The sequence below is a fragment of the Microcystis sp. M061S2 genome, from assembly GCF_020245605.1.
Taxonomy (GTDB): domain Bacteria; phylum Cyanobacteriota; class Cyanobacteriia; order Cyanobacteriales; family Microcystaceae; genus Microcystis.
The window spans coordinates 1-21,448 of record NZ_JADBUP010000064.1 but is presented as its reverse complement, the minus strand read 5'-3'; the positions used below and the strand labels follow the sequence as shown (position 1 = coordinate 21,448).

Below are 21,448 nucleotides of genomic sequence, written 5' to 3'. Positions count from 1 at the left end.
CATCTTGATTTAGTTGTCATTTTATCGAGAAATTGGCACAAAATCTACCCCAAAACTAGAACGAGAACCTGGTTTAACTACCACTAATTGCACGGATTGATTGCGATCGCCAGACGGTAAAAATCGCACTGGATTAGTCGCCCCGGGGACAGAAAAATCACTGCTTCTTAACGCCTGTTGAACTCCCTCTCGGCTAGATTCTGCCTTAATTCCAGCGATTAAAGCCTGGGTAGCGTCATAGGCGGTAGCAGTGCGCCAATTTACGTCTCCTTGCCACAATTGGCGGGAATTATTCACAAAAGGATTGTTCCGATTAGCCCCCAAATGCCAAGCGACAGCGACAATCATGCCAAGGGCATTTTTTCCGCCTACATCCAGAGTTTTGGGGCTATAAACGTCATCACCCGCCACAATCGGTAATTTTTGGCCATTGATCTGAACCACCTGCAAAGCCTTATCTAGGGTACCACTATCCCCAAGAAGGGCGATGAGATTTGCTCCCTCCTGTTGAGCTTGTTGGAGGCTTTTAGAAGGGGTAAAAGTGAGGGAAGATAGATCAAATTCACTCACCACTTGACCTCCTCCTAATCCTAAAGCGGTGGTAAATTCAGATTTTAGGGATTGACTATAATTGCTTTGGGAGTTAAAAAATACCACTGCTTTGACGTTAGGAATTTTTTGTAAGCTAGATTCGGCTAATGCCCGTGCCGCCACAAAATCACTGGGAACAGAACGAAAGATATAGTCACCAAAATTGGAGAGTTTAACTGAGGTACTGATGGGGGAAATCATTACTAATCCTGCTTTTTGATAGATAGCGGCCGCCGCTAAAGAGGTGTCACTGCTAGTGTGTCCTACTACTCCTAAAATGCTGTTGTCAGCCGTTAATTTTTGGGCAATTTGAGCGGCAATTTCGGGATTATCAGCATCATCAGCAATAAGAACTTTTAAAGGAGTGCCATTAATTCCTCCAGTTTGATTGATTTGATTTTGAGATTGGGCAACTCCTCGTAAAACTTCTAGGGCGGTGTTGACATTGCTACCAATTGGCACGGAAACGGCGATACTATGGGACTTAGCTTGACCAATACGGGCGTTATTTAAGTAGATGAGAGCTTCAGGATCATTTTGATTAGTTTTCAGGGATTTTTCTAGGAGGTAAACTGCTTGCTGAAAGTCTCCTTTCCCGAGAGCTTGTATGGCGGCTTGTTTGTCAGAAGAAGCCCCTTCAACTATTAATAAGTTTTCACCTTGACTAAATCTTGCTTGTGGCGATACCGATTTTTGCTCTGGTGATATTTTCTCGATTTCAGAAAGATTGGTTGGGTTATTTGATCCTTGAAAACGATTGTATAACCACCAACCACCAGCCCCAAAAAATATTAGGGTAATCAGCAGGGCTAAAAGCAGGGTAACGGTCTCATTTTTCTGGCTCATGGGCTGATCAACTAAGATTAAATTAATGGTTTAATCGAGATTTATGTTAATAAAAGTAACATTTTTTTGCTTTTAATATGCTAATTCAAGTCTGAATGTCACCACTATACGATCTACCTCGATAGAATACCTCATTTGGGTTCTGATAGTCAAGACATTGTTGAAATGCGTCTTAGCTTATTAGCGATACTTTACCTTTTTGTTTGGGAATCTTCTAAATGTTTTATTAAAACATTGGAGGATAAAGGACCGTGTAAATGACTCCAGGGTAAAACCTGTTCTAAACGCCATTGTTGATGAACATAATAATCTAGAGGGGGAATTTGTCCTTTTAGTTCCTTAAAAGCCCGTTTATAACTGCCTAAAGAATCACCGTAGCCACGGGTTAATTCTAACAGGGAAGTCAAGCGGCGATCGCCTCTAGATAATAGGGCTTGAATCACTGACCAATTATAACTTTCTGGGCGAAATTCTATGCCCTGTTTACCTAATTGTTTCTCTAGATATTTTAATCTTTTTTCGGCCATTTTATTAACTCCAAACCACTGAAAAGGAGTATGGGATTTAGGCACAAAGGTGCTGCAACCGAAAGAGATTCGCAGTCCAGAGGCGGCTTTTTTTAAGGCTATTAACATTTCCACAGTTGCCCCAATATCTTCGGCTTCTTCTCCCGGTATTCCCACCATACCATAGAGTTTTATCCCTTTTAAACCGCCCGCTTTAGCATTAATAGCAGCTTGGATAATTTCATCATTGGCTAACTTTTTGTTGATAATTTCCCGCAAGCGATCGGAACCACTTTCTACGGCAATAGTAATTGATTTGCTGTCTCTTAGGGATAAAATTCTGGCTAATTTTTCCGTGACAGTATTAGTTCTAACTGAAGCGATCGAGAGTCTAACTCCCTCAAATTTTGGTTGAAAAAGATAATCGAGTAAGGTTTCAAATTCAGGATGTTGGCTGACAGAAGCACCTAATAAACCCAGGCGATCGGTCACTTTTAAACCTTTTTCAATGGCGGGAATTAAAGATTCTAAACTAGCGGTACGAAAGGGTAAAGTTAGATAACTAGCCAAACAAAAACGGCACATTTCTGGACAACTTCGCACCACCTCTACCATATAAATATTCTCCCATGCCGCTTGTTTTGTTACTACCGTAGAAGCTGAAAGGGTATTACTGCGATAGGTTTGTTTACTAACAAAGGTAGGAACATTATTATCTATGGGTAGAATTGCCGTAATTTCACCTTCAGGACTATCATAATTAACGGTATATAAACTAGGAACATACACCCCCTGAACCTGGGCTAAATGACGGAGTTTTGTCGGGCGATCAGCGTTTCTAACCTCTTGATAGGCATTAATAAAATCAGCAATTAAATTTTCACCATCTCCCAATAAAATTACATCAAAAAAAGCGGCAAAAGGTTCGGGATTAGCGGTTAAAACTGGTCCTCCTCCGAAAATTATCGCCTGCTGATCTTGCCTTTGATGACTGTGACAGGGAATTTCTAAAGATTCTAACAGCGAGAGGATATTAACATAGTCTAATTCCCAAGAAAAGGAAAAGCCGACTAATTCGGGATAACGGGGTAAAGATTCTTGAAAATCCGTAAATAAACGACTAACTTGTATATCTGATCGCAGGGCTAAAGTTGCCCAAACAATTTGATAACCTAAACTGGTTATACCGACAGAATACTGATTAGGAAAAGCAAAAATAGTTCTAAGGGCATCACTGTGGGGTATTGCGGGAGTGAAGAGGAGTTTTTCGTCTTGTAAGATGGTCATTTCAGTTATCAGTTATCAGTTACCAGTTATCAGTGACTACCAGCAGTCTTCAGTAGTTTTTAATTGTCATTCTCTTGAAAGGGGAGACTTGTTCCCTCTTGTTTTTGGTCATATATAAGTTTAATTTAATCTGGAGGTGAAGGAGGGGAAAATATCTCAATATACAGTTTTAGGATCCTATCTCAGGTTATGCTCCTAGGGAGTCGGTGGTCAAGAACAAATTCAAGTTATACTTACTCCCTAGGGATAGCTATTGTATTTACAGGAGATTTTCTCTTATATCCTAGCAATTTTCACAGCTTAACTAGGTGTCGATTGATCCCCTTCACTCTAGCCGGAACGAAATCTATGAATAACCCAGAAGAATACGTTATAATCATGGCGAAAATCCTAGATTTAACCATTCCCGATCGCTATTTAAATTCTGTGGTTGAAAACTGGCAACGCTTGCAAGAAATCGCCAGTTTAGTGACAGAATTTCCCTTAGAGGATGACGGGGAAAGCGCCCTCAGCTTTGAACCATGACTATTTCTGTGAGCAATTTAGCTCGAGCGATCCAAAATCGTCAAACTAGCGCCTTAGAAGTTATTAATCGGACTTTAGCGGAGATAGAGGCGAAAAATACCCATTTAAATTGCTTTACCGACATTTTACACCCTAGAGCGCTCGCTCAAGCCCAAAAAATCGATCAAGCGATCGCTAATGGGGAATCCGTCGGCCCCTTGGCAGGAGTCCCCTTCGCCGTCAAAAATCTCTTTGATATCGAGGGTATTGTCACCCTTGCCGGTTCCAAAATCAATCGAGATCACCCTGCCGCCGGACAAGATGCGATCGCTATACAAACCCTAGAAGCAGCCGGGGCCGTTTTGGTGGGGGCGACCAATATGGATGAGTACGCCTACGGTTTTGTCACCGAAAATGCCCATTATGGGGCCACTGCCAACCCCCGCGATCCTAGTCGCGTCTCGGGGGGATCCTCCGGCGGTTCCGCCGCTGCCGTTGCCGCTAATTTAGTCCCTCTCGCCCTCGGTTCCGATACTAATGGTTCGGTGAGGGTTCCCGCCGCTTGCTGTGGCGTAGTGGGGCTAAAACCCACCTTTGGGCGCGTATCCCGTCAGGGCCTATTTTTGTTCGTTAGTAGTTTGGATCATCTGGGATTTTTTAGCGGCAATGTGGCGGATATGGCGGCTATTTGGAGTCTTTTTGCCAAAAATAACCTTAAAGCTCCTTTAAATGGCTTAGAGGGCGTAAAAATAGCCCTTGCCGATGATTATTTTCAGCAGGGAGCCGAACCGGAAGTAATCGAGGCGGTGATAGCGATCGCCGAACGTTTAGGAGTGAGCCAAAAAATCACCATTCCCGAAACCGCCCGCGCCAGGGCAGCCGCCTATATAATTACCGCTTCCGAGGGCGCAAATTGGCATTTACCGCGTTTACAGACCAGATTAGAGGATTTTGACCCCGCAACCCGGGATCGCTTCTTGGCAGGGGCATTAATTCCCTCTAGCTGGTATTTACAGGCTCAACGTTTTCGCCGTTGGTATCGCGATCGTCTGCGAGAGATTTTCAGCGAAGTCGATATTATCCTCACCCCGACGATTCCCTGTATTGCGCCGCCGTTAGGAGTAGAAAAAATGATTATTGACGGGCAAGAGCTATTAATTAGACCTAATTTAGGCAGATTCACCCAACCTTTTTCTTTTATCGGTTTACCTGCCCTTTCTTTGCCGATTAAACGTTCATCCCGGCTACCTTTAGGTTTACAAATCATCGCCGCACCCGATCGCGAAGACTTAATCCTAAGGGTAGCCAGGGTTTTAGAGGAAATGCTTGCCTAAGAATCCGCTTCAATCACATCTAACCAAGCGGCGGCCGATCGCTCCCAAGTGTCAGTTAGGGCAATTTGACGACATCTTTCGCGCTCTTGGGCTAAAAGCTGGGGATTTTTCAGTAATTCGACGATTTTCCGGGCTATAGCTTCCTGAGTAGCCGGATCGGTTACTTCCCCCGGCACTTTCACACAGTAGTCTTTTTCTCGAAAAACAGCAAAATCCGTCACCACTGGCAGACAACCCACCACTGCCGACTCGCGCACAGAAATACAATCGATCTCACGATAGGTGCAACCGTAGTAATGAATAGCAGAGCGCGCTTTTTCCTCGATTAGTTGACGATAACCGATCATTCCGCGATCAACTACCCCCGCACTAGCTTTAATCAAAGCGATTAAATTATCGCGCCATTCCCTGCGATCGCCAATTTCATCCCGTTTAGTAAAACCATAGTAGAGATGTAACTCGGCTGCGGGAATTGCCGCCTTGATAATCGGCCAGCCATGCTTTAACATCGACTCTAGGCCTCGATAATAACGAGAGGCATAGACTAGACGATAGGGAAGATGCTCGCTTTCTGGCACCGTCTCACTTACAGCCAAAAGGGAAGTATCGATACCATTAGGAACAATCGGACATTGATTATCGGGACAGAAATCCAGTAAATCCCGTTGATATTGGCTTTTACAGAAAATTTTGTCATATCTAGCCAAAATTTCGGGGGTATAGGAGGCTGCCGGCACTTTAATATCTTGCCAATCAAAAAAAATTCGTTCTGCCTTGGTATCCGGACGGCAATAGGTGGGATGACGAGAGATCACCAATGTCTCAAAGTGATCCTGCCAATTCATCTGGTAATAATTAACATAGCGAATACCGTCCTCTTCCCCTTCCATACCCTCACAATTGCCGAAAATCGTCACTTTATAGCCGCGTTTCGTCCATTCCTGCGCTAAAAAAGCCACCGATGCCTGGGTGCCACTGGCCCCCCGTTGCCAAATTTCCGCCGGAAGCATGGGACGATATTTTTCTGTGTAAATAACGATCGATTTTTTCGGCCAACGACGGGCGCTCAAACGCTGTTTAATTTGAAATAGGGAAGGTGCGCTGGCCCTTAGCCATTGTTTGAGATTAGATTGTAGGGATGGAGTAGCTTGTGACACTCTTTTTCTCCAAGATCGAGGGAAAATAGGGGCGATGGGTGATAGAGTCTTAGTTCCTTGAATTTAACTCGATTTCTCGACTCAGTAGAACAATTCGAGCCTATCATATAATAGGTTCAAGTCAAAAATCAATCTTTTTATTGATATCTATCTGCAAGAAAATCTATGAAAATTGTCATCCCGATCGTGTTTTATCGCAAAGGAGGAGTAGAAAGAGTCATTATCTCTTTAATACCTAGCTTATTAGAATACGTCGAACAAATTATTATCATCCTCCCTCGTAATGATATTGAATATTTTAAGTCTTTAATGCCCGATTGCGATAAACTTATCTACGAAAATTTTGATTTTTATCCCCAGAGTTTTGAGACAAAATTAATCTATTTTTATGGTCTTATAGCGAATTTTTACAAAACCCTAAGACTGAATTATATTCATCGTCTTTTCTCTCGTAGAATTGAATTTTTACGCATCGAATCAAGAATTAACCAGATTATCAATCGTTACCAAGCTGATCACTGTTTGTATGGGATGACTAATCGGATTTCTCCCCCCAATGTCAAGGTTACTTTAAGTGGCATTATTTATGATGTCTTTTGGCAATTTGCTCCCTTAACTTACTCAGAATCCTATCAAGAACCCTACAATGAAGTCTTAAAAGAATGGTTAGATAAGGCCGATCTACTCTTCACAATTTCCCAAAAAACTAAAGACGATGTTTTAAAAGTTTTTCCCAATGCTACCTATGCTAGTAAATTAAAAGCTGTACCCTTAGCAGGATTTGTCGAGCAGTCTCATCCCAAGAGTGATTTAGTCAAAAGTGAGCTAGTTACTTTTTATTTTCCCTCCTCTTTTGGTATCTACAAAGATCATCTAACTTTGCTCAAAGCGGCAATTAAACTAGCGAAACAAGGTTTAAAATTTCAAATAGTTTTGATCGGTAAAGAAACCGATAATCTAGTTAATGGAAATCTGCAATTATCTCAACAATCCAAAACTCAAGAATACCAAGAATATCTCAAAGAATGTACCCGACTTTATCGGGAAAATCAAGAAATTTTTGAGAGTCATATCAAGGGATTAGGTTATCAAGACTATGAAACCTTGCAGTTTTATTATCAAACCTGTTCCTGTGTGGTATTTCCCTCAAAATACGAAGGTTTTGGATTGGCAATAGCGGAAGCCATTTTACAAGGCATTCCCGTTATCGCTTCCGATTTAGAAGTGTTTCAAGAACAGGTAGAATTATATAATTGTCCCGAAAGAGTGCAATTCTATCCTAGGGGAGATGCGGACAGTTTAGCCAACTGTTTAGAACAATTTATCCTCAATCCAATTCCTCGCTTGTTCCCCGAAGATATTCCCAATAAAGTTAATCTCTGGACTTGGAAAGATGTGGCCAAAAAATATGTAGAACTACTGAAAGAAAATGCAGGTTATTGATCTCTATATCTACCCGATTAAATCCTGTCGAGGTATTCAATTATCCCAATCTGAAGTGACTCCTAAAGGTTTACTCTGGGATCGAGAAATGATGTTAGTGGATGGCAAGGGTAAATTTATCACCCAAAGAGAATATCCGCAGTTAGCCACCGTTTCTGTCACGATTACAGGAGATAAACTTTCTCTGAAAACATCTCAAGATTCCCTGACTTTTCAGCCTAATTTCACAGGAGAAAAAAGAGCTGTTCAAATCTGGGAATCTCAAACCATAGCCATGGATCAAGGGGATGAAATTGCCGAATGGTTCCAGAAAATTCTCGACATTCCTTGTCGTTTAGTGCGACAATCTCCCGATTATCCACGTCCTGCGAATCCTCGCTATGCAGGGAATGATCATACTCCCGTCAGCTTTGCCGATGGTTATCCAATTTTATTAACTAATACTGCTTCTTTAGAGGACTTAAATCAGCGTTTAGTTGCACCGGTGCCGATGAATCGTTTTCGTCCTAATATTGTTATTAGTAGCGATCGAGCTTTTAGCGAAAGTAGTTGGCAAAAGATCACAATTGGAGAGATAAATTATGCTCTGGTTAAACCCTGTAGTCGCTGTATTATCACCACCACCGATCAAGAAACAGGTAGGAGAAATCCCCAGCAAGAACCTTTAAAAACCTTAAGCACTTTTCGCCGTTTCCCCGGAGGCATCATGTTCGGAGAAAATGTCATCCCCGAAAAGACAGGTACAATTAAAGTCGGCGATCCTATTACCGTAATCTAGAGATCTAGAGATCTAGGGGGATAGAGGTTATCAGTTATCAGTTATCAGTTATCAGATGTGAGCTTTCAGTTCACTGATTAAGTACCTAAGCAAAATTAATTACACATATCTAACCCCGCTCTTGCCTATTGCCTATTGCCTCTTGCCTATCTTCACTAGGAAATTAATTTTGCACGACTACTTACTGTTCACTGTTCACAGCAAAAAACTCCCCACTCGCCACTGATAACTGTGCGGGTATCAAGGTTAAGATAAATAACCATAAGAACAATACTTGACTAGAGACACTGAAACCATGCCCCTTGATACCGCATCGATTTTAGAAGTATTACGTCCCGTTCAAGATCCGGAACTGCAAAAAAGCCTAGTGGAATTGAACATGATCCGCAATGTGGCGATCGATGGCGGAAAAGTTAGCTTTACCCTAGTTTTGACCACTCCCGCCTGTCCTTTGCGCGAATTTATCGTGGAAGACTGCCAAAAAGCCGTTAAACAGCTGCCCGGGGTGGAAAGTGTCGCCGTGGAGGTAACTGCCGAAACCCCGCAACAAAAAGCTTTACCCGATCGCCAAGGCGTGGAGGGGGTTAAAAATATTATCGCCGTTTCCAGTGGTAAGGGCGGTGTGGGGAAAAGTACCGTGGCTGTCAATATCGCCGTCGCCTTGGCTCATTTAGGGGCAAAAGTGGGGCTATTAGACGCGGACATCTACGGCCCCAACGCGCCGACAATGTTGGGCTTAAATGACGCACAAGTGACCGTACAGGGCGCAAATGGCGAGATATTGGAACCCGCTTTTAACCATGGCATCAAAATGGTTTCCATGGGCTTTTTGATCAACCCCGATCAACCAGTCATCTGGCGCGGTCCGATGTTAAACGGCATTATCCGTCAGTTTCTCTATCAAGTCAATTGGGGCGATTTAGACTATTTAATCGTCGATATGCCTCCCGGTACCGGGGATGCACAATTAACTTTAATTCAATCAGTCCCCCTAGCGGGTGCGGTGATTGTCACCACTCCCCAGACGGTTTCTTTAATTGATGCGCGTCGGGGTTTAAAAATGTTCCAACAGCTAGGAGCGCGGGTTTTGGGTATCGTGGAAAATATGAGTTATTTTATCCCCCCCGATCAGCCCGATCGCTCCTATGATCTATTTGGGTCCGGTGGTGGGGAAAAAACCTCGCAAGAATTGGGCATTCCTTTACTGGGATGTGTGCCTCTGGAGATAGCCCTACGGGAAGGTGGTGATACTGGTGTACCAGTGGTTTTGGGGCAACCGGAATCGGCCTCAGCTAAAGCCCTGATAGCGATCGCTCGTCAGGTGGCGGCGAAAGTATCCGTAGCAGCCTATAGTTAATAAATGTGGGGAGAGAAATGGTGAGAAGACAGTCCCTTATTAGTAGGAAACTAAGCGGTTTTGGTGAGCAGTTTAGCTTCATTTTCCGGGATATAGCCCAAATTGATTGGCTTTTGTTCGTTTTGGTGACGGGTTTAACCGTTTTCGGTGGTTTAATGATTCGTAGTGCCGAAAGACATACCACCGCTCTCGATTGGTGGCAACACTGGTTATTCGGGGCCGTGGGAGTGGCGATCGCTTTATTTCTGGCCCGTTGTCGTTACGAAAGTCTGCTGAAATGGCACTGGTTAACCTATCTTCTTACCAATCTCTCCCTAATTGCGGTAATTGTCCTAGGGGTGACGGCGAATGGGGCGCAAAGTTGGATTAATATCGGCAGTTTTAACGTGCAACCGTCGGAATTTGCCAAGGTAGGTTTAATTATCACCCTAGCAGCCCTCCTACATCATCGTCCCGCCGATAATCTTTTTGCGATCGCTCGTGTCTTTGCCGTCACTGCCATCCCCTGGGTGTTAATTATGGCGCAGCCGGACTTGGGGACAGGATTAGTCTTTGGGGCAATTACCCTAGGCATGATTTACTGGGCTAATGCGAAACTGCCTTGGATGATTATCCTCTTATCTCCCCTCGCATCGGTTTTTCTGTTTAATTTACTTTTTCCTGCTTGGATTGTTTTAGCAATTATTATCGGTGTCCTTGCTTGGTTTACCCTTCCCTACCGTTTTTTATCTACTTTCATCGTGGTGGCAACTAATCTGGCAGTGGGTAAATTAGGCGAGGTTTTTTGGGGTTTATTAAAAGAATATCAAAAAGATCGTTTAACCCTATTTCTTGACCCAGAAAAGAATCCTTTGGGGGGAGGTTATCAATTAATTCAGTCCCGCATTGCCATCGGATCCGGAGAATTATTGGGAAGGGGATTACACCAAGGCACCCAAACCCAATTAAATTTTATTCCCGAACAACACACCGATTTTATCTTCTCCGTAGTCGGGGAAGAATTCGGTTTTGTCGGCAGTATTCTAGTTTTAATAGCTTTCTGGTTAGTTTGTTGGCGTTTGTTAGTTATTGCTAATACTGCCAAAGAAAACTTCGGTTCTTTAATAGCGATCGGTGTTCTCTCGATGATCGCTTTTCAGGCAATTCTTAATATTAGCATGACCGTGGGATTAGCCCCGATTACAGGGATTCCTTTACCCTGGTTAAGTTATGGACGTTCATCTTTATTAACCAATTTTATCGCCTTGGGTTTAGTGGAATCCGTGGCTAATTATCGCCCCCGTAAGCGTTTATACTAAGTAGTTGTGCAGTTATCAGTTATCAGTTATCAGTTATCAGTTATCAGATTTGAGTTTTAAGTGTGGAGTATTAAATAGAAGTTTCCTACTATCTTTTTACTGATTACTGTTTACTGTTTACTGATCACTGATCACTGAGTTGATCTTGGGTACGGGAGAGCCAATAACCGACATTAAAAAACTTTCTTTCACCAGAAAACTCTCGAATCGAAGGACTACAATTTAAATCATCCAATCTACTAATCTATTTATTTTTATCCACTTGCCTTTTGCGTGAGTGCTTTTTGCATGAGTGCCTGTCCTCATAAATAGCCGATAATCAAAGGATTTAGTATGATTTAGCGGAAATTTTTCTTAAATTTTTCTTAAGTGCTTGACATTGGCCGGATTAGTGCTTATGATGTTTTCCATCACCCAAACAAAGGCAAATTATTTGCACAATCCCAATTCTGAAAGCCATGGACAGCAAAGCTTTCAAGGGTTAGTACTGGTTGTTAGTTTTGTCTGAGTGATTAAACCTATTCACTCGAAATTACCAGAGGAATAACAATGGCATATCCCAACGATCAACAAGGTAAAGCACTTCCTTTCTTTGCTCGTTTCTTGTCCGTAAGCAAAGAGGAATCTTCCATCAAGTCTCCTTCCCCTGAGCCTACCTACGGGAACACCTTTAAATACCCTTCTGACTGGGAAGACTTTTAAACTCAGGTGACTTGAGTAATTGCAGCACTTTTCTTGATTACACCGTACAGACAAAAAGCTAAAGGCTCCACTAAGCAAGGCTTGCAGCCAAAAAACTGCACGTTGAGATCCTGAGAAGTGCTGTCAACTAAATTTAGTAATTACTCAACAAAAAACCAATACTGCAATTAGTTAAGCAAAAGCAGCAATTTTTGCCGCCTTTTATTGAGATTCTGGCCAATAAATACCAGCCCAAAAGCCTTAAAATGGGTTAAAATATAGAGATTTGCAATTGACATGAAAGAATCGCCTAAAGTTGTTTTATTGTTGACCCATAGCGGCGATTTTTTCACGATTGACCGCGTGGCTGAGGCGATAGAAAAAAAAGGAGCCACACCTTTTCGCTTAGATACCGATAAATTTCCCTTAGAGGTTCAATTAGCAGCCCAATTTAATGGGAAAAAAAGTTTTTATCAATTAACCTATAACCATCAATCTATTGATAGTCAACAGGTGCAATCTGTTTGGACAAGACGTATTTGGCAGCCTGAACTAACAGGGGATTTAGATCCTCAGTTTCGGGAGGTTTGTGTGCGAGAATCCCAGACGACTTTGGCCGGTTTTTGGGATAGTTTAAGGTCAGCGCGTTGGTTAGATAATTTAGCGCAAATTGAGAAGGCTAAAAATAAGTTATTACAACTTCGTTTGGCCTCAGAAGTTGGCTTAATTATTCCCCCCACTTTAGTTACCAATAATCCTGATGCTGCCCGGGAGTTTTTTTCCCAGGTTCAGGGACGAATGGTGAGTAAATTGTTAACTGCGATCGCCCGAAGTATGGAATCGCCGGAATTTTTTCTTTATACCAGTAGGGTGAAAGCAGAAGACCTTGAGGAAGCGGAATCTTTACGCTATTGTCCTATGGTTTTTCAAGCGGAAATTCCCAAACAATTAGAATTGAGAGTTGTCGTGGTTAATGGACAGACATTTGTGGGAGCTTTAGAATCTTCTCAGTATAATAATTCTGCCGTAGATTGGCGAAGACCGGGTATTGATCCGGGTGCTTGGCAACATCATACTTTACCCGATTCACTATTGCAGCAACTTCAGATTTTTATGGCTAATTTAGGGTTGAATTTTGGGGCCTTTGATTTTATCTTAACTCCTGGGGGAGAATACGTTTTTTTAGAAGTTAATCCCTGTGGTGAGTGGGGAATGTTAGAACGGGATTTAGATTTACCTATTTCTAATGCGATCGCTGATTTTTTAGTATGCTAAAAATCAAACCAAAACCTAATCAGGATTTTGAGGATTTTAGGATTATCAAGATTCTCAATCCAAAATCTAATCAGGATTCTCAATCCCAAATCATCAAGGAAATCTATGACCGTTTTAATTGTTACTTTTAGCCACGATAATGAAAGTATTCCTCTGGTAATCAAAGCCATAGAAACGATGGGGAAAAAAGCCTTCCGTTTTGATACCGATCGCTTCCCTACAGAGGTGAAAGTTGATCTTTACTCAGGCGGTCAAAAAGGCGGAATTATTACCGATGGAGAACAAAAATTAGAGCTAAAAGAAGTTTCTTCTGTCTGGTATCGACGCATGAGATACGGACTAAAATTACCCGATGGGATGGATAGTCAATTTCGCGAAGCTTCTCTTAAGGAATGTCGGTTAAGTATTCGAGGAATGATTGCTAGTTTATCTGGTTTTCATCTTGATCCAATTGCTAAGGTAGATCATGCCAATCATAAACAATTGCAGTTACAAGTAGCGCAACAATTAGGTTTATTAATTCCGGGGACTTTAACTTCTAATAATCCTGAAGCTGTCAAGCAATTTGCTCAGGAGTTTGAAGCGACGGGAATTGTGACTAAAATGCTTTCTCAATTTGCTATTTATGGAGACAAGCAAGAGGAAATGGTTGTTTTTACCAGTCCTGTTACAAAGGAAGACCTAGATAATTTGGAAGGTTTGCAATTTTGTCCCATGACTTTTCAGGAAAACATTCCTAAAGCTTTGGAATTACGCATCACTATCGTCGGTGAACAAATATTTACGGCGGCGATTAATTCCCAACAATTAGACGGTGCTATCTACGATTGGCGAAAAGAGGGAAGAGCGCTCCATCAACAATGGCAACCCTACGATTTACCGAAAACTATTGAAAAACAACTACTAGAATTAATGAAATATTTCGGTCTCAATTATGGTGCAATTGATATGATTGTCACACCAGATGAACGTTATATCTTTTTAGAAATTAATCCCGTTGGCGAGTTTTTCTGGCTAGAACTTTATCCTCCTTATTTTCCTATCTCCCAGGCAATCGCTGAAATTCTCGTCAACTCATAAACCGGCAAAGACAGAGCCAGAGTATTTTATCGCATCGACGAGGCTCTGACTCCAGATTTCCCCCCCGACTACTGACTTGAAAATAGAGGCTGAAATAACGCAAATTCGTCGATCATACTAAATCCGTTGAGTATAGGCTACATATCAGGAGAGATACTCCTACAAGGGGAGTGACTCTTAAATTATTACAGATGCGTCAGCGGCTGCGTGTAAGCATCCCACCGAAAAACTAATGCGCGGGGGGTTTGGGGGCGGCGCCACGCCCCCAACGGGGGGTTTGGGGGGTAGAACCCCCCAAAAGCTTGGATTGAGTGATCAAGTGGGAAGTAATACTAAATCCGTTAACCCCACCAACAAACTTTTTCAGCAAACCCTACTTAATTTCCAGACCAAGACTTTCTCTCGTGCTTCTATCAGATCCATGCCGATTTTTTCTAAAACTCGCTTTGAAGCTATATTATCGGGAGCGCAGCCGGCGGTCACTGTTTGCATACCAGGTTGAGAAAGTGTCCAGTCCATCATTGCTTTTGTCGCCTCAGATGCGTAGCCTTGTCGTCGATATAACGGCGCTACTTGATAGCCAATTTCTACAGCATCTGTGGGTAAACCTGTGGCATCAGGAATAATTTTGATCATCACATGACCAATAAGAGTATTTTCTGTTTGATGAATAATTAAACTACCCCATCCCCATTCATTTTGTAAGGGGAATTGCAGCAAAATATTCGCAATATCAGGGAAAGCTTGAATCAACTCTTGTTCGGCCCAGTCAGCTACAACTTTTACCCCCAAAATTGTTGCTAATTCATCGATACCTATAATTGCGGCCTTGAGAAGTTCAAGCTTTAAGGGGACTAAATATAATCGTTCCGTCACCAGTTTTTCCAGTGCTTTCATTTGATAAAACTCCTATACCAGTTATCAGTTATCAGTTAGTAGCTTGTTAATCAACTTACCCAGCAAAAACCTCATTCTCTAGTTCTCCTGAGAGGGGGAAGTCTGAAAAATTTTCCCTACCCCCTACACCCTACCCCCCACACCCCACACCCTGTCTCAATTTCAATCTGTTTGTCACCCCATTAGCTATATTCTCACCCATTTTAAGGCTTTTGGGTCTTTATCGTAACGATAATTAAAACCATCTTTGGCAGTAATGATTTTACCTAAACTGGCACGACTCCGAACGTTACTTAAAGAATAATCAGTTAGGGACTGCATTTGTTGATGGGACAAACCTTCGGCTATTTCAGAAACTCCGGCAATTTCCGCATCATGCTCAGTTTTAACCTCAGACAAAGTCTCGATTTTTACCGACGAAAAATTTTCTGATTTTTTTGACATCATCACTAGGTTATTCACTTTTTTGCGCTGATAATCTTCTACAGTTGACAGCTGCCAATGGGAATTTTCTGTTAACTCTAAGACCCATCGATGATAATTAAATAAACTTTCCCGATGACCAACACTAATAAAAGTGGTTTCACTTTCCTGTAATTGCTGATATAAGCTGGCTTCATTGGCCAAATCTAAAGCGCTGGTTGCTTCATCTAAGATAGTAAAAGTGGGTTTAGTGATTAATAGTCGAGCAAAAGCTAATCTTTGCTGTTCTCCCAGAGATAAAATTTGTTCCCAGTTTACTTCTTTATCTAAGCTATTTTTGTCAGTTAATAAATGTTGCAGGTTGACTTTTTTTAAGATGTTTTCTAATTCTTCATCGCTCACCTGATCATTGGCATGGGGATAAAGTAATTGCTGGCGTAAACTGCCAAGGATAATATAAGGACGTTGGGGTAAAAATAACATTTTAGCTAAAGGAGGACGCACTAAACGACCGCTACCTGCTTTCCATAAACCGGCGATTGCTCGTAACAAGGAACTTTTACCTCGACCACTGGGGCCAATAATCAGTAGGCTTTCTCCCAAAGGGACAGAAACCGATAAATTCTCCACAATTACCTTTTCATAATCGGGAGTTTGTAGGGTAAAATTTTCAAAAGCTAGACGATTATCTTCCAGGGTGATAATACGACTTAAGTTTTTCGGCTCTTCACTAGCAACTTTTAAGGCATCTGTCAAGGTAGCTAACCGTTCAATATAACTTGAAACTTTACCCGATGTTCCCCATTCAGTAATTAATTGTCCCAAGGCATTAGAAAAAAGAAAACAACATAAACTTGCTTGACTAATTTCTCCATAATCAATTTCATTTTGAATAAACATAGGGGTCAAAATAAACATTGAAAATACACTAATTGCTGACTGATAGCCTCGATTAAAAATATTATTAAACCGTTCCCAATTTATCAGGTTTTCCGAGCTTTGAATAACCCGTTCAAAACGGCCTTCAATGATTTTTTCTTCCTGCTCTTCTCCCTGAAAAAAAGCAATGGATTCGGCGTGGTTACGCACATGAGTTAAAGCATAACTATAATCCGCCTTATCATTAAGTTCAGATTGATTAATTTTGTTTAATTCTTGAGTTAGATAAATTGCTATTAAATTTCCTGCGATCGTATAAATTATTAGATAAACCGCAATTTGCCGAGAAATTGTCCAAAGAATAATCGCAAAAGTAATCATTTGTAACCCTTTTTCCACGAAGGTGATTAACAACCTCATGGTCATGGTCGTAATTGGTTCAATTTCTTGAGATAATCTTTGATCGGGATTTTTTAAGTTCGAGGTAAAATCAATGTTATAATAAGCGCGATAATTGAGATATTTTTTAACGGTTTGTTTGGTTAACCACTTATACCAATCTAAGGCTACTTTGCGACGAATAAATTGAGAAAAAGCAAATAACCCCGTTGTTCCTATAATCAACAAACTGGATAACCACAGCGTATTTAGATATTTAGAAAGATCTCTATCTTCAATAATAATATCGAGTACATAACGATTCCAGTAGCTACTAAAAGCTTCTACCCCCACCGTTGCCAAGATACTTAAGAGGATCAAAGCTGACATTCCCCAAGAAATGATCACATCTCCAAAGGCACGTCCATTTAACTCCGTTGGATACCAATAGGGTTGAGCCACAATTTTTAGGCTTTCCCAAAATTGACCAAATAGTGAAAAGGGATTCTTGGCGGACTGGTCGGACACAACAGGGTTTTCCGTTGCTTGTTTAGTAGTATATTGGGGCATCTAGATGCAATTGGCAGTTCTTTTACTGTTCTCTTGACAACTCAATATCACATTGTAGCGGGAGAATTACCCGTTTTTGTCTTTTGGTAACATTTTTATCTCGAAGACGAAAGTGACCTATGATCCGGTCGTTGATGCTCTCAAAATCACCTTAAGTCATCTGCCGAAATGCTCAGGAGCGGATGGACAATCCGCAGTCTTGTGAATATTCGATTCTGACGACTAAACCGGAATTAGTCGCTACTTACCCAGTCCCAGTCTCTCAGAATACTGCCAACTATGGCGAGAAAGCTCTGAGATAACTAATAACTACTTGACCCACTTTTGTTACTGTGCCACTTTAGATACTGTTTACTGATCACTGAAAAACCCCCATCTCTCAATCTCCGTGATCCTCAAAATGATTAGCTAGTAGGAATTTTTGACTGGTATTCAACTCTTGCCAAAGCTGGTTAATTTTCTCGTAAGCTTCCGTGGAGGTAAGTTTTCCTCCACTGTGTAAACCAGCGATAAAAGAGACTCTCAAGGCGAATTCCTGCAAGTTAGCGTTAAAAACTAAATTTTGTGGCGTGAATAAACCCCTGTAGCTGGTTTTAGGGTAGAGAAAGTTATCTTTAGAATTGAATTTTTCCATTGTTACCGACCCCCCAGTATAGGATATCTACATTATTATATATTTAAACTTTTGTTAACTTATGCTTAACCTAAGAATTTAAACCTGTCTCTAGATTCTTAAGAGAGTAGCTGCTGAACTTGATTAGCTGCCGCTATCCCAGAAGTTAAGGCCGTTTCTAGGGAAGAATTTCTCGATAAATCTCCCCCTTGACACCAATCACCACAGGCAACTAGAGGTAAAGGACTATTAACACTTAAACAGGGTACAGCTAAACCCTGACGGACTAAAGCATAACGCCAACGGTGCATCTGAGACCAATCCGGGAGAGGCAAAGAAGCGCGAGCGAGTAAATCTAGCTTAACTGCTTCTAAATCCTCGCTATCGAGATATTTAACCGCAAAATCTCCACTACTATGCACAACAAAGACATAATCAGGGGATGATTGCCGTTTACTGCTATCAAGTCCTAACCAAGCGATAGCGGTGGAGGGAGCAACTGCGGGTAAAGAAGCGCCATAACCCGCCATTACCGTTAAACAGGGATCGTAAACGATTGATCGCAATTCTGGCATAGTAGTTATATGAGAGTTTTCTAACAATAACGCTGCTTGCGGGGCGGGAATAGCTAGGACAATCGCCGAAAACTCTCCCCGAATTTGACCGTTATTGTTTAAAACCCATTTTTCTTGACGATTTTCCAGACGAGTAACCAGAAAATCTCGTTCAATTTCTAAACCTTGAGCTAAAAATTTCGCCACGCTATTGATGCCAGAAGGAGCAACATAGCTAGAATCAAACCAAGAAGTAACTATATTCTCTCTCAGGAGATTATCAATTAAAGCCGCCGTTTTTTCCCCCTGAACAGTCAAAAAAGGCAAGCCATGATCCACAGCCATCTCTTGATTGGCTCGATTAACCCGTCGCGTGGCTAAACGACCACCAATGCCTCTAGACTTATCAAATAGCTTAACAGTATAACCTCGATCGCACAACTGACGAGCGCAGGTTAACCCGGCTAAACCCGCACCAATGATCCCAACCTTAATCGAAAAATTTGTCACTAGCCTTCCTAATCCTGTGAACCCTTGAGTTAATATTAGTAGTAATCAGCACTAGCGAAACTAAGTTGATTATTGGGGCTGAGGAGGACAAACCACATTGGACGAACTACGCACAGCTTTGGAGTTAGCCACCGAGGAGGAACTACAGCAAATCACTAACATCCTCTTTTGCCGTCGTTTTAACCCTCTCGATTATCTACGAGCGCCGGACGCCATCGCCGTTCAAAGTCAAGATTGGGAAAGTTGGTTAGATAGCGTCGAGGATCGTTTTCGTTATTTGGCTGCCGATGGTGTGACAGTATTAAAAGGTCAAACTGAAAAAGTTAGTTATCGTCAAATTCTGGTTCGTGTCTGTCATTTCCTCAAGGTTCCCTACTCCCAAAAAATGCCGACAACGGAAATTGAAGCGGAAATCTATCTTCACCTCGTTAACAAAGCTTGGAAACGTCTCCCCCCATCGGAACAAAAATCCCTCTCGATTCAAATTCAAAAGGCGCTCGCGGATTGCCGCACTCCCCAACCCTTACCCGTTCACCTACAACACAATCCCCTCGATATAGTCCTCAAAGGCAGTAGCGTCATCGCCGTTAATTCTATCCTGAAACCGATTCTGCTCAAACATATCGCCGGGCAGTTCGCTCTCCATTTTGCCCGCTATCAAGGGGCAAAAACAGCTTTAATTGAAGGAGGAACAGCGATTGCCAATCAAATCGCCCTACAAACGGCTAAACAGGGCATGACTAGGGCTGCCGCCCGCTACGGAGCCGTCAGAACCGTGTTAAGCTTGGCAGGACCTGCTTTATGGGGTTGGTTTATTGCTGATCTCGGTTGGAAGGCGATCGCCACTGATTACGGCCGGATTATCCCGACTATTTTTGCCCTTGCCCAAATTCGTCTGACTCGTGACGATTGTTGGCAACCTGCATGACATGAAAAAGATTTTTTGTCAAGGGTGGGAGTGGAATTTAATACTTTTTTCAGTTTTTATCGCCCTGATCCTGCCGGAGTTGGCGGGTATCGGCATTATTATCGTCTTAATTAGGGTTTTTACTGGCAATTTTCGGGCAATTATCCAGTCACGTCTCAATCAAGGTCTCGGTATCGTCACACTTTGGTTAATGATTAGTGCCAGTCTTTCCCCAACTCCGGGGGATGCTTGGATTGGTTTAGGAAATTTCCTGCCTTTTTTCTTCTTTTTTAGCAATATTCGGCAATTAATTAAAAAACCCTCTCAATTGCGTCAACTAGCTTGGGTGATGGTTATCCCCTCAGTTTGGGTCGTGGTGATGGGATGGGGACAGATTTTTCTCGGTTGGCAAAAACCGGAAGCATTAAAAGGGATTTTTACCTGGCCCTACGGGGTGGGGGGTGAACCTTTGGGGCGAATGTCTTCGGTTTTTATGTATGCTAATCTTTTGGGGGCTTATTTACTGATAACTCTGATTTTAGCCCTCGGTTTATTAATTCTAACTTGGCGGCAGTGGCACAGACAAAGAAATCGGAATTTAAATCTCAAAATCGGGTTTTTAACTTTAACCATATTTATCGATAGTGTAGGGCTATTTTTAAGCAATTCTCGCAATGCTTGGGCCTTAGCCTTTTTAGGAGGCCTAATTTTCGCCCTTTATCTGGGTTGGAATGCCTTAGTCGCCGGTTTTGTCCTCTTGGGGGGGGTGATTTCCCTCGCTTCTTGGGGACCAAATCCTTTCAGGGATAGTGTGCGTTTTTTGGTTCCTAGGGCGATTTGGGCGCGATTATCCGATGAAATGTTCCCCAATCGCCCTCTAGCTACTCTCAGATCAACTCAATGGCGTTTTACTCTAGAAATGACCCAAGAAAGACCCCTATTCGGTTGGGGATTACGCAGTTTTACACCTCTCTACGAAAAAAGTCAGGGATTATGGTTAGGTCATCCCCATAATTTATATTTGATGTTAATGGCAGAAACGGGAATTATCGGCTTAATTTTATTGTCTGCTTGGGTGGGTTGGATTTATGCCCAAGGGGTGCGTTTATTTATCTTTCTACGGCAACAAAAAGCCGGGGGTGAGTTAATTATCTTTACCTATCTGGTAGCCTTTGGTGCTTGTGTTTTATTTAATCTCGTCGATGTCACCCTCTCCGATGTCAAGATTAATACTATTGTTTGGTTTCTCTTGGCTGCTATTGCCGGGGTGAGTCAAAGGTTAAATTATGAATTATGAATTATGAATTGGGAATTATGAATTATGAATTATGAATTATGAATTGGGGAGATGAGGAGAAGGGAGAAGGGAGCGCCGGAGCATTTTCAGTGAACAGTTAACAAAACGAAAACTTCGCACTTCACCATTAAGATAACTGCTATAAATAACCCCAGTTCGGGTTAAGCAGCGGGGGGTAAAGCCCATTCCATCTTCAAGGAGGGTTTTTTCGGCTGGTGACAGTAAGCAATCAAACCACAGAGAAGATTAACGCAAAAATTAACAGGGCTGCGGTGGCGGGAAT

18 protein-coding genes and 1 pseudogene are annotated in these 21,448 nt (G+C 42.1%); 11 read left to right on the top strand and 8 right to left on the bottom strand.

Going from position 1 to position 21,448, the window contains the following annotated elements:
* Positions 1–21: 21 nt before the first annotated feature.
* Both IM475_RS11655 and IM475_RS11650 read right to left on the bottom strand, forming a co-directional pair.
* Positions 22–1,437: an ABC transporter substrate-binding protein gene (locus IM475_RS11655; protein WP_287727649.1), complete on the bottom strand. Its 1,416-nt coding sequence runs from the start codon at positions 1,435–1,437 to the stop codon at positions 22–24.
* A 191-nt stretch (positions 1,438–1,628) separates the two neighbouring features.
* Positions 1,629–3,230, bottom strand: coding sequence for a B12-binding domain-containing radical SAM protein (locus tag IM475_RS11650; protein ID WP_287657056.1), 1,602 nt, complete (start codon positions 3,228–3,230; stop codon positions 1,629–1,631).
* A gap of 348 nt (positions 3,231–3,578) precedes the next feature.
* On the opposite strand from IM475_RS11650, the gene IM475_RS11645 reads away from it, so the two are divergent.
* Complete coding sequence (locus IM475_RS11645; protein ID WP_002740449.1) at positions 3,579–3,755, top strand: DUF4089 domain-containing protein; 177 nt, start codon at positions 3,579–3,581, stop codon at positions 3,753–3,755.
* Positions 3,752–5,068: an AtzE family amidohydrolase gene (locus tag IM475_RS11640; RefSeq protein ID WP_287727648.1), complete on the top strand. Its 1,317-nt coding sequence runs from the start codon at positions 3,752–3,754 to the stop codon at positions 5,066–5,068. The genes IM475_RS11645 and IM475_RS11640 overlap by 4 nt, the downstream gene beginning before the upstream one ends.
* On the opposite strand, the gene IM475_RS11635 is transcribed toward IM475_RS11640, so the two are convergent.
* Positions 5,065–6,225 carry a glycosyltransferase family protein gene (locus IM475_RS11635; RefSeq protein WP_287727647.1) on the bottom strand — a complete coding sequence of 387 codons (1,161 nt, stop codon included), beginning with the start codon at positions 6,223–6,225 and terminating at the stop codon, positions 5,065–5,067. The genes IM475_RS11640 and IM475_RS11635 overlap by 4 nt on opposite strands.
* 165 nt (positions 6,226–6,390) lie before the next feature.
* On the opposite strand from IM475_RS11635, the gene IM475_RS11630 reads away from it, so the two are divergent.
* The 7 genes from IM475_RS11630 to IM475_RS11600 all read left to right on the top strand — a co-directional run bounded on the left by IM475_RS11630 (position 6,391) and on the right by IM475_RS11600 (position 14,137).
* Positions 6,391–7,668 (top strand): glycosyltransferase, encoded by a 1,278-nt coding sequence (locus IM475_RS11630; protein ID WP_287727646.1) that lies wholly within the window; start codon positions 6,391–6,393, stop codon positions 7,666–7,668.
* Positions 7,655–8,446 carry an MOSC domain-containing protein gene (locus IM475_RS11625; RefSeq protein ID WP_287727645.1) on the top strand — a complete coding sequence of 264 codons (792 nt, stop codon included), beginning with the start codon at positions 7,655–7,657 and terminating at the stop codon, positions 8,444–8,446. Before IM475_RS11630 ends, IM475_RS11625 begins: the two co-directional genes overlap by 14 nt.
* 295 nt (positions 8,447–8,741) lie before the next feature.
* The gene (locus tag IM475_RS11620) at positions 8,742–9,803 is read left to right on the top strand and encodes an Mrp/NBP35 family ATP-binding protein (RefSeq protein ID WP_002733003.1); all 1,062 of its coding nucleotides are present in this window, start codon (positions 8,742–8,744) and stop codon (positions 9,801–9,803) included.
* Positions 9,804–9,820: 17 nt separating this feature from the next.
* Positions 9,821–11,101 (top strand): rod shape-determining protein RodA, encoded by a 1,281-nt coding sequence (gene rodA / locus IM475_RS11615; RefSeq protein ID WP_287727644.1) that lies wholly within the window; start codon positions 9,821–9,823, stop codon positions 11,099–11,101.
* A 549-nt stretch (positions 11,102–11,650) separates the two neighbouring features.
* The gene (locus tag IM475_RS11610) at positions 11,651–11,803 is read left to right on the top strand and encodes a microviridin/marinostatin family tricyclic proteinase inhibitor (protein ID WP_287727643.1); all 153 of its coding nucleotides are present in this window, start codon (positions 11,651–11,653) and stop codon (positions 11,801–11,803) included.
* Between the two features lie 276 nt (positions 11,804–12,079).
* Positions 12,080–13,057, top strand: a complete 978-nt coding sequence (locus IM475_RS11605; RefSeq protein WP_287727642.1) for an MvdC family ATP-grasp ribosomal peptide maturase — start codon at positions 12,080–12,082, stop codon at positions 13,055–13,057.
* Between the two features lie 105 nt (positions 13,058–13,162).
* Complete coding sequence (locus tag IM475_RS11600; RefSeq protein WP_159249523.1) at positions 13,163–14,137, top strand: MvdD family ATP-grasp ribosomal peptide maturase; 975 nt, start codon at positions 13,163–13,165, stop codon at positions 14,135–14,137.
* Between the two features lie 363 nt (positions 14,138–14,500).
* Here IM475_RS11600 and IM475_RS11595 read toward each other — a convergent pair whose 3' ends face one another.
* The 4 genes from IM475_RS11595 to IM475_RS11580 all read right to left on the bottom strand — a co-directional run bounded on the left by IM475_RS11595 (position 14,501) and on the right by IM475_RS11580 (position 18,961).
* Positions 14,501–15,034, bottom strand: a complete 534-nt coding sequence (locus tag IM475_RS11595; protein ID WP_287727641.1) for a GNAT family N-acetyltransferase — start codon at positions 15,032–15,034, stop codon at positions 14,501–14,503.
* Positions 15,035–15,220: 186 nt separating this feature from the next.
* Positions 15,221–17,284, bottom strand: a complete 2,064-nt coding sequence (locus IM475_RS11590; RefSeq protein WP_287727640.1) for an ABC transporter ATP-binding protein/permease — start codon at positions 17,282–17,284, stop codon at positions 15,221–15,223.
* A 379-nt stretch (positions 17,285–17,663) separates the two neighbouring features.
* On the bottom strand, positions 17,664–17,918 hold the full coding sequence (locus IM475_RS11585) for a DUF7219 family protein (protein WP_002740468.1): 255 nt from the start codon (positions 17,916–17,918) through the stop codon (positions 17,664–17,666).
* 98 nt (positions 17,919–18,016) lie between these two features.
* A complete protein-coding gene (locus IM475_RS11580) occupies positions 18,017–18,961 on the bottom strand; it encodes an NAD(P)/FAD-dependent oxidoreductase (RefSeq protein WP_287727639.1) in 945 nt (314 codons plus the stop codon).
* A 97-nt stretch (positions 18,962–19,058) separates the two neighbouring features.
* Between IM475_RS11580 and IM475_RS11575 the strand changes: the two genes are divergently transcribed.
* Positions 19,059–19,889, top strand: a complete 831-nt coding sequence (locus tag IM475_RS11575; protein ID WP_287727638.1) for a YaaW family protein — start codon at positions 19,059–19,061, stop codon at positions 19,887–19,889.
* 1 nt (position 19,890) lies between these two features.
* A complete protein-coding gene (locus tag IM475_RS11570; RefSeq protein ID WP_287727637.1) occupies positions 19,891–21,165 on the top strand; it encodes an O-antigen ligase family protein in 1,275 nt (424 codons plus the stop codon).
* Positions 21,166–21,326: 161 nt separating this feature from the next.
* Here IM475_RS11570 and IM475_RS11565 read toward each other — a convergent pair.
* Positions 21,327–21,448 (bottom strand): annotated as a pseudogene (locus IM475_RS11565) (IS982 family transposase); the annotation flags it as partial.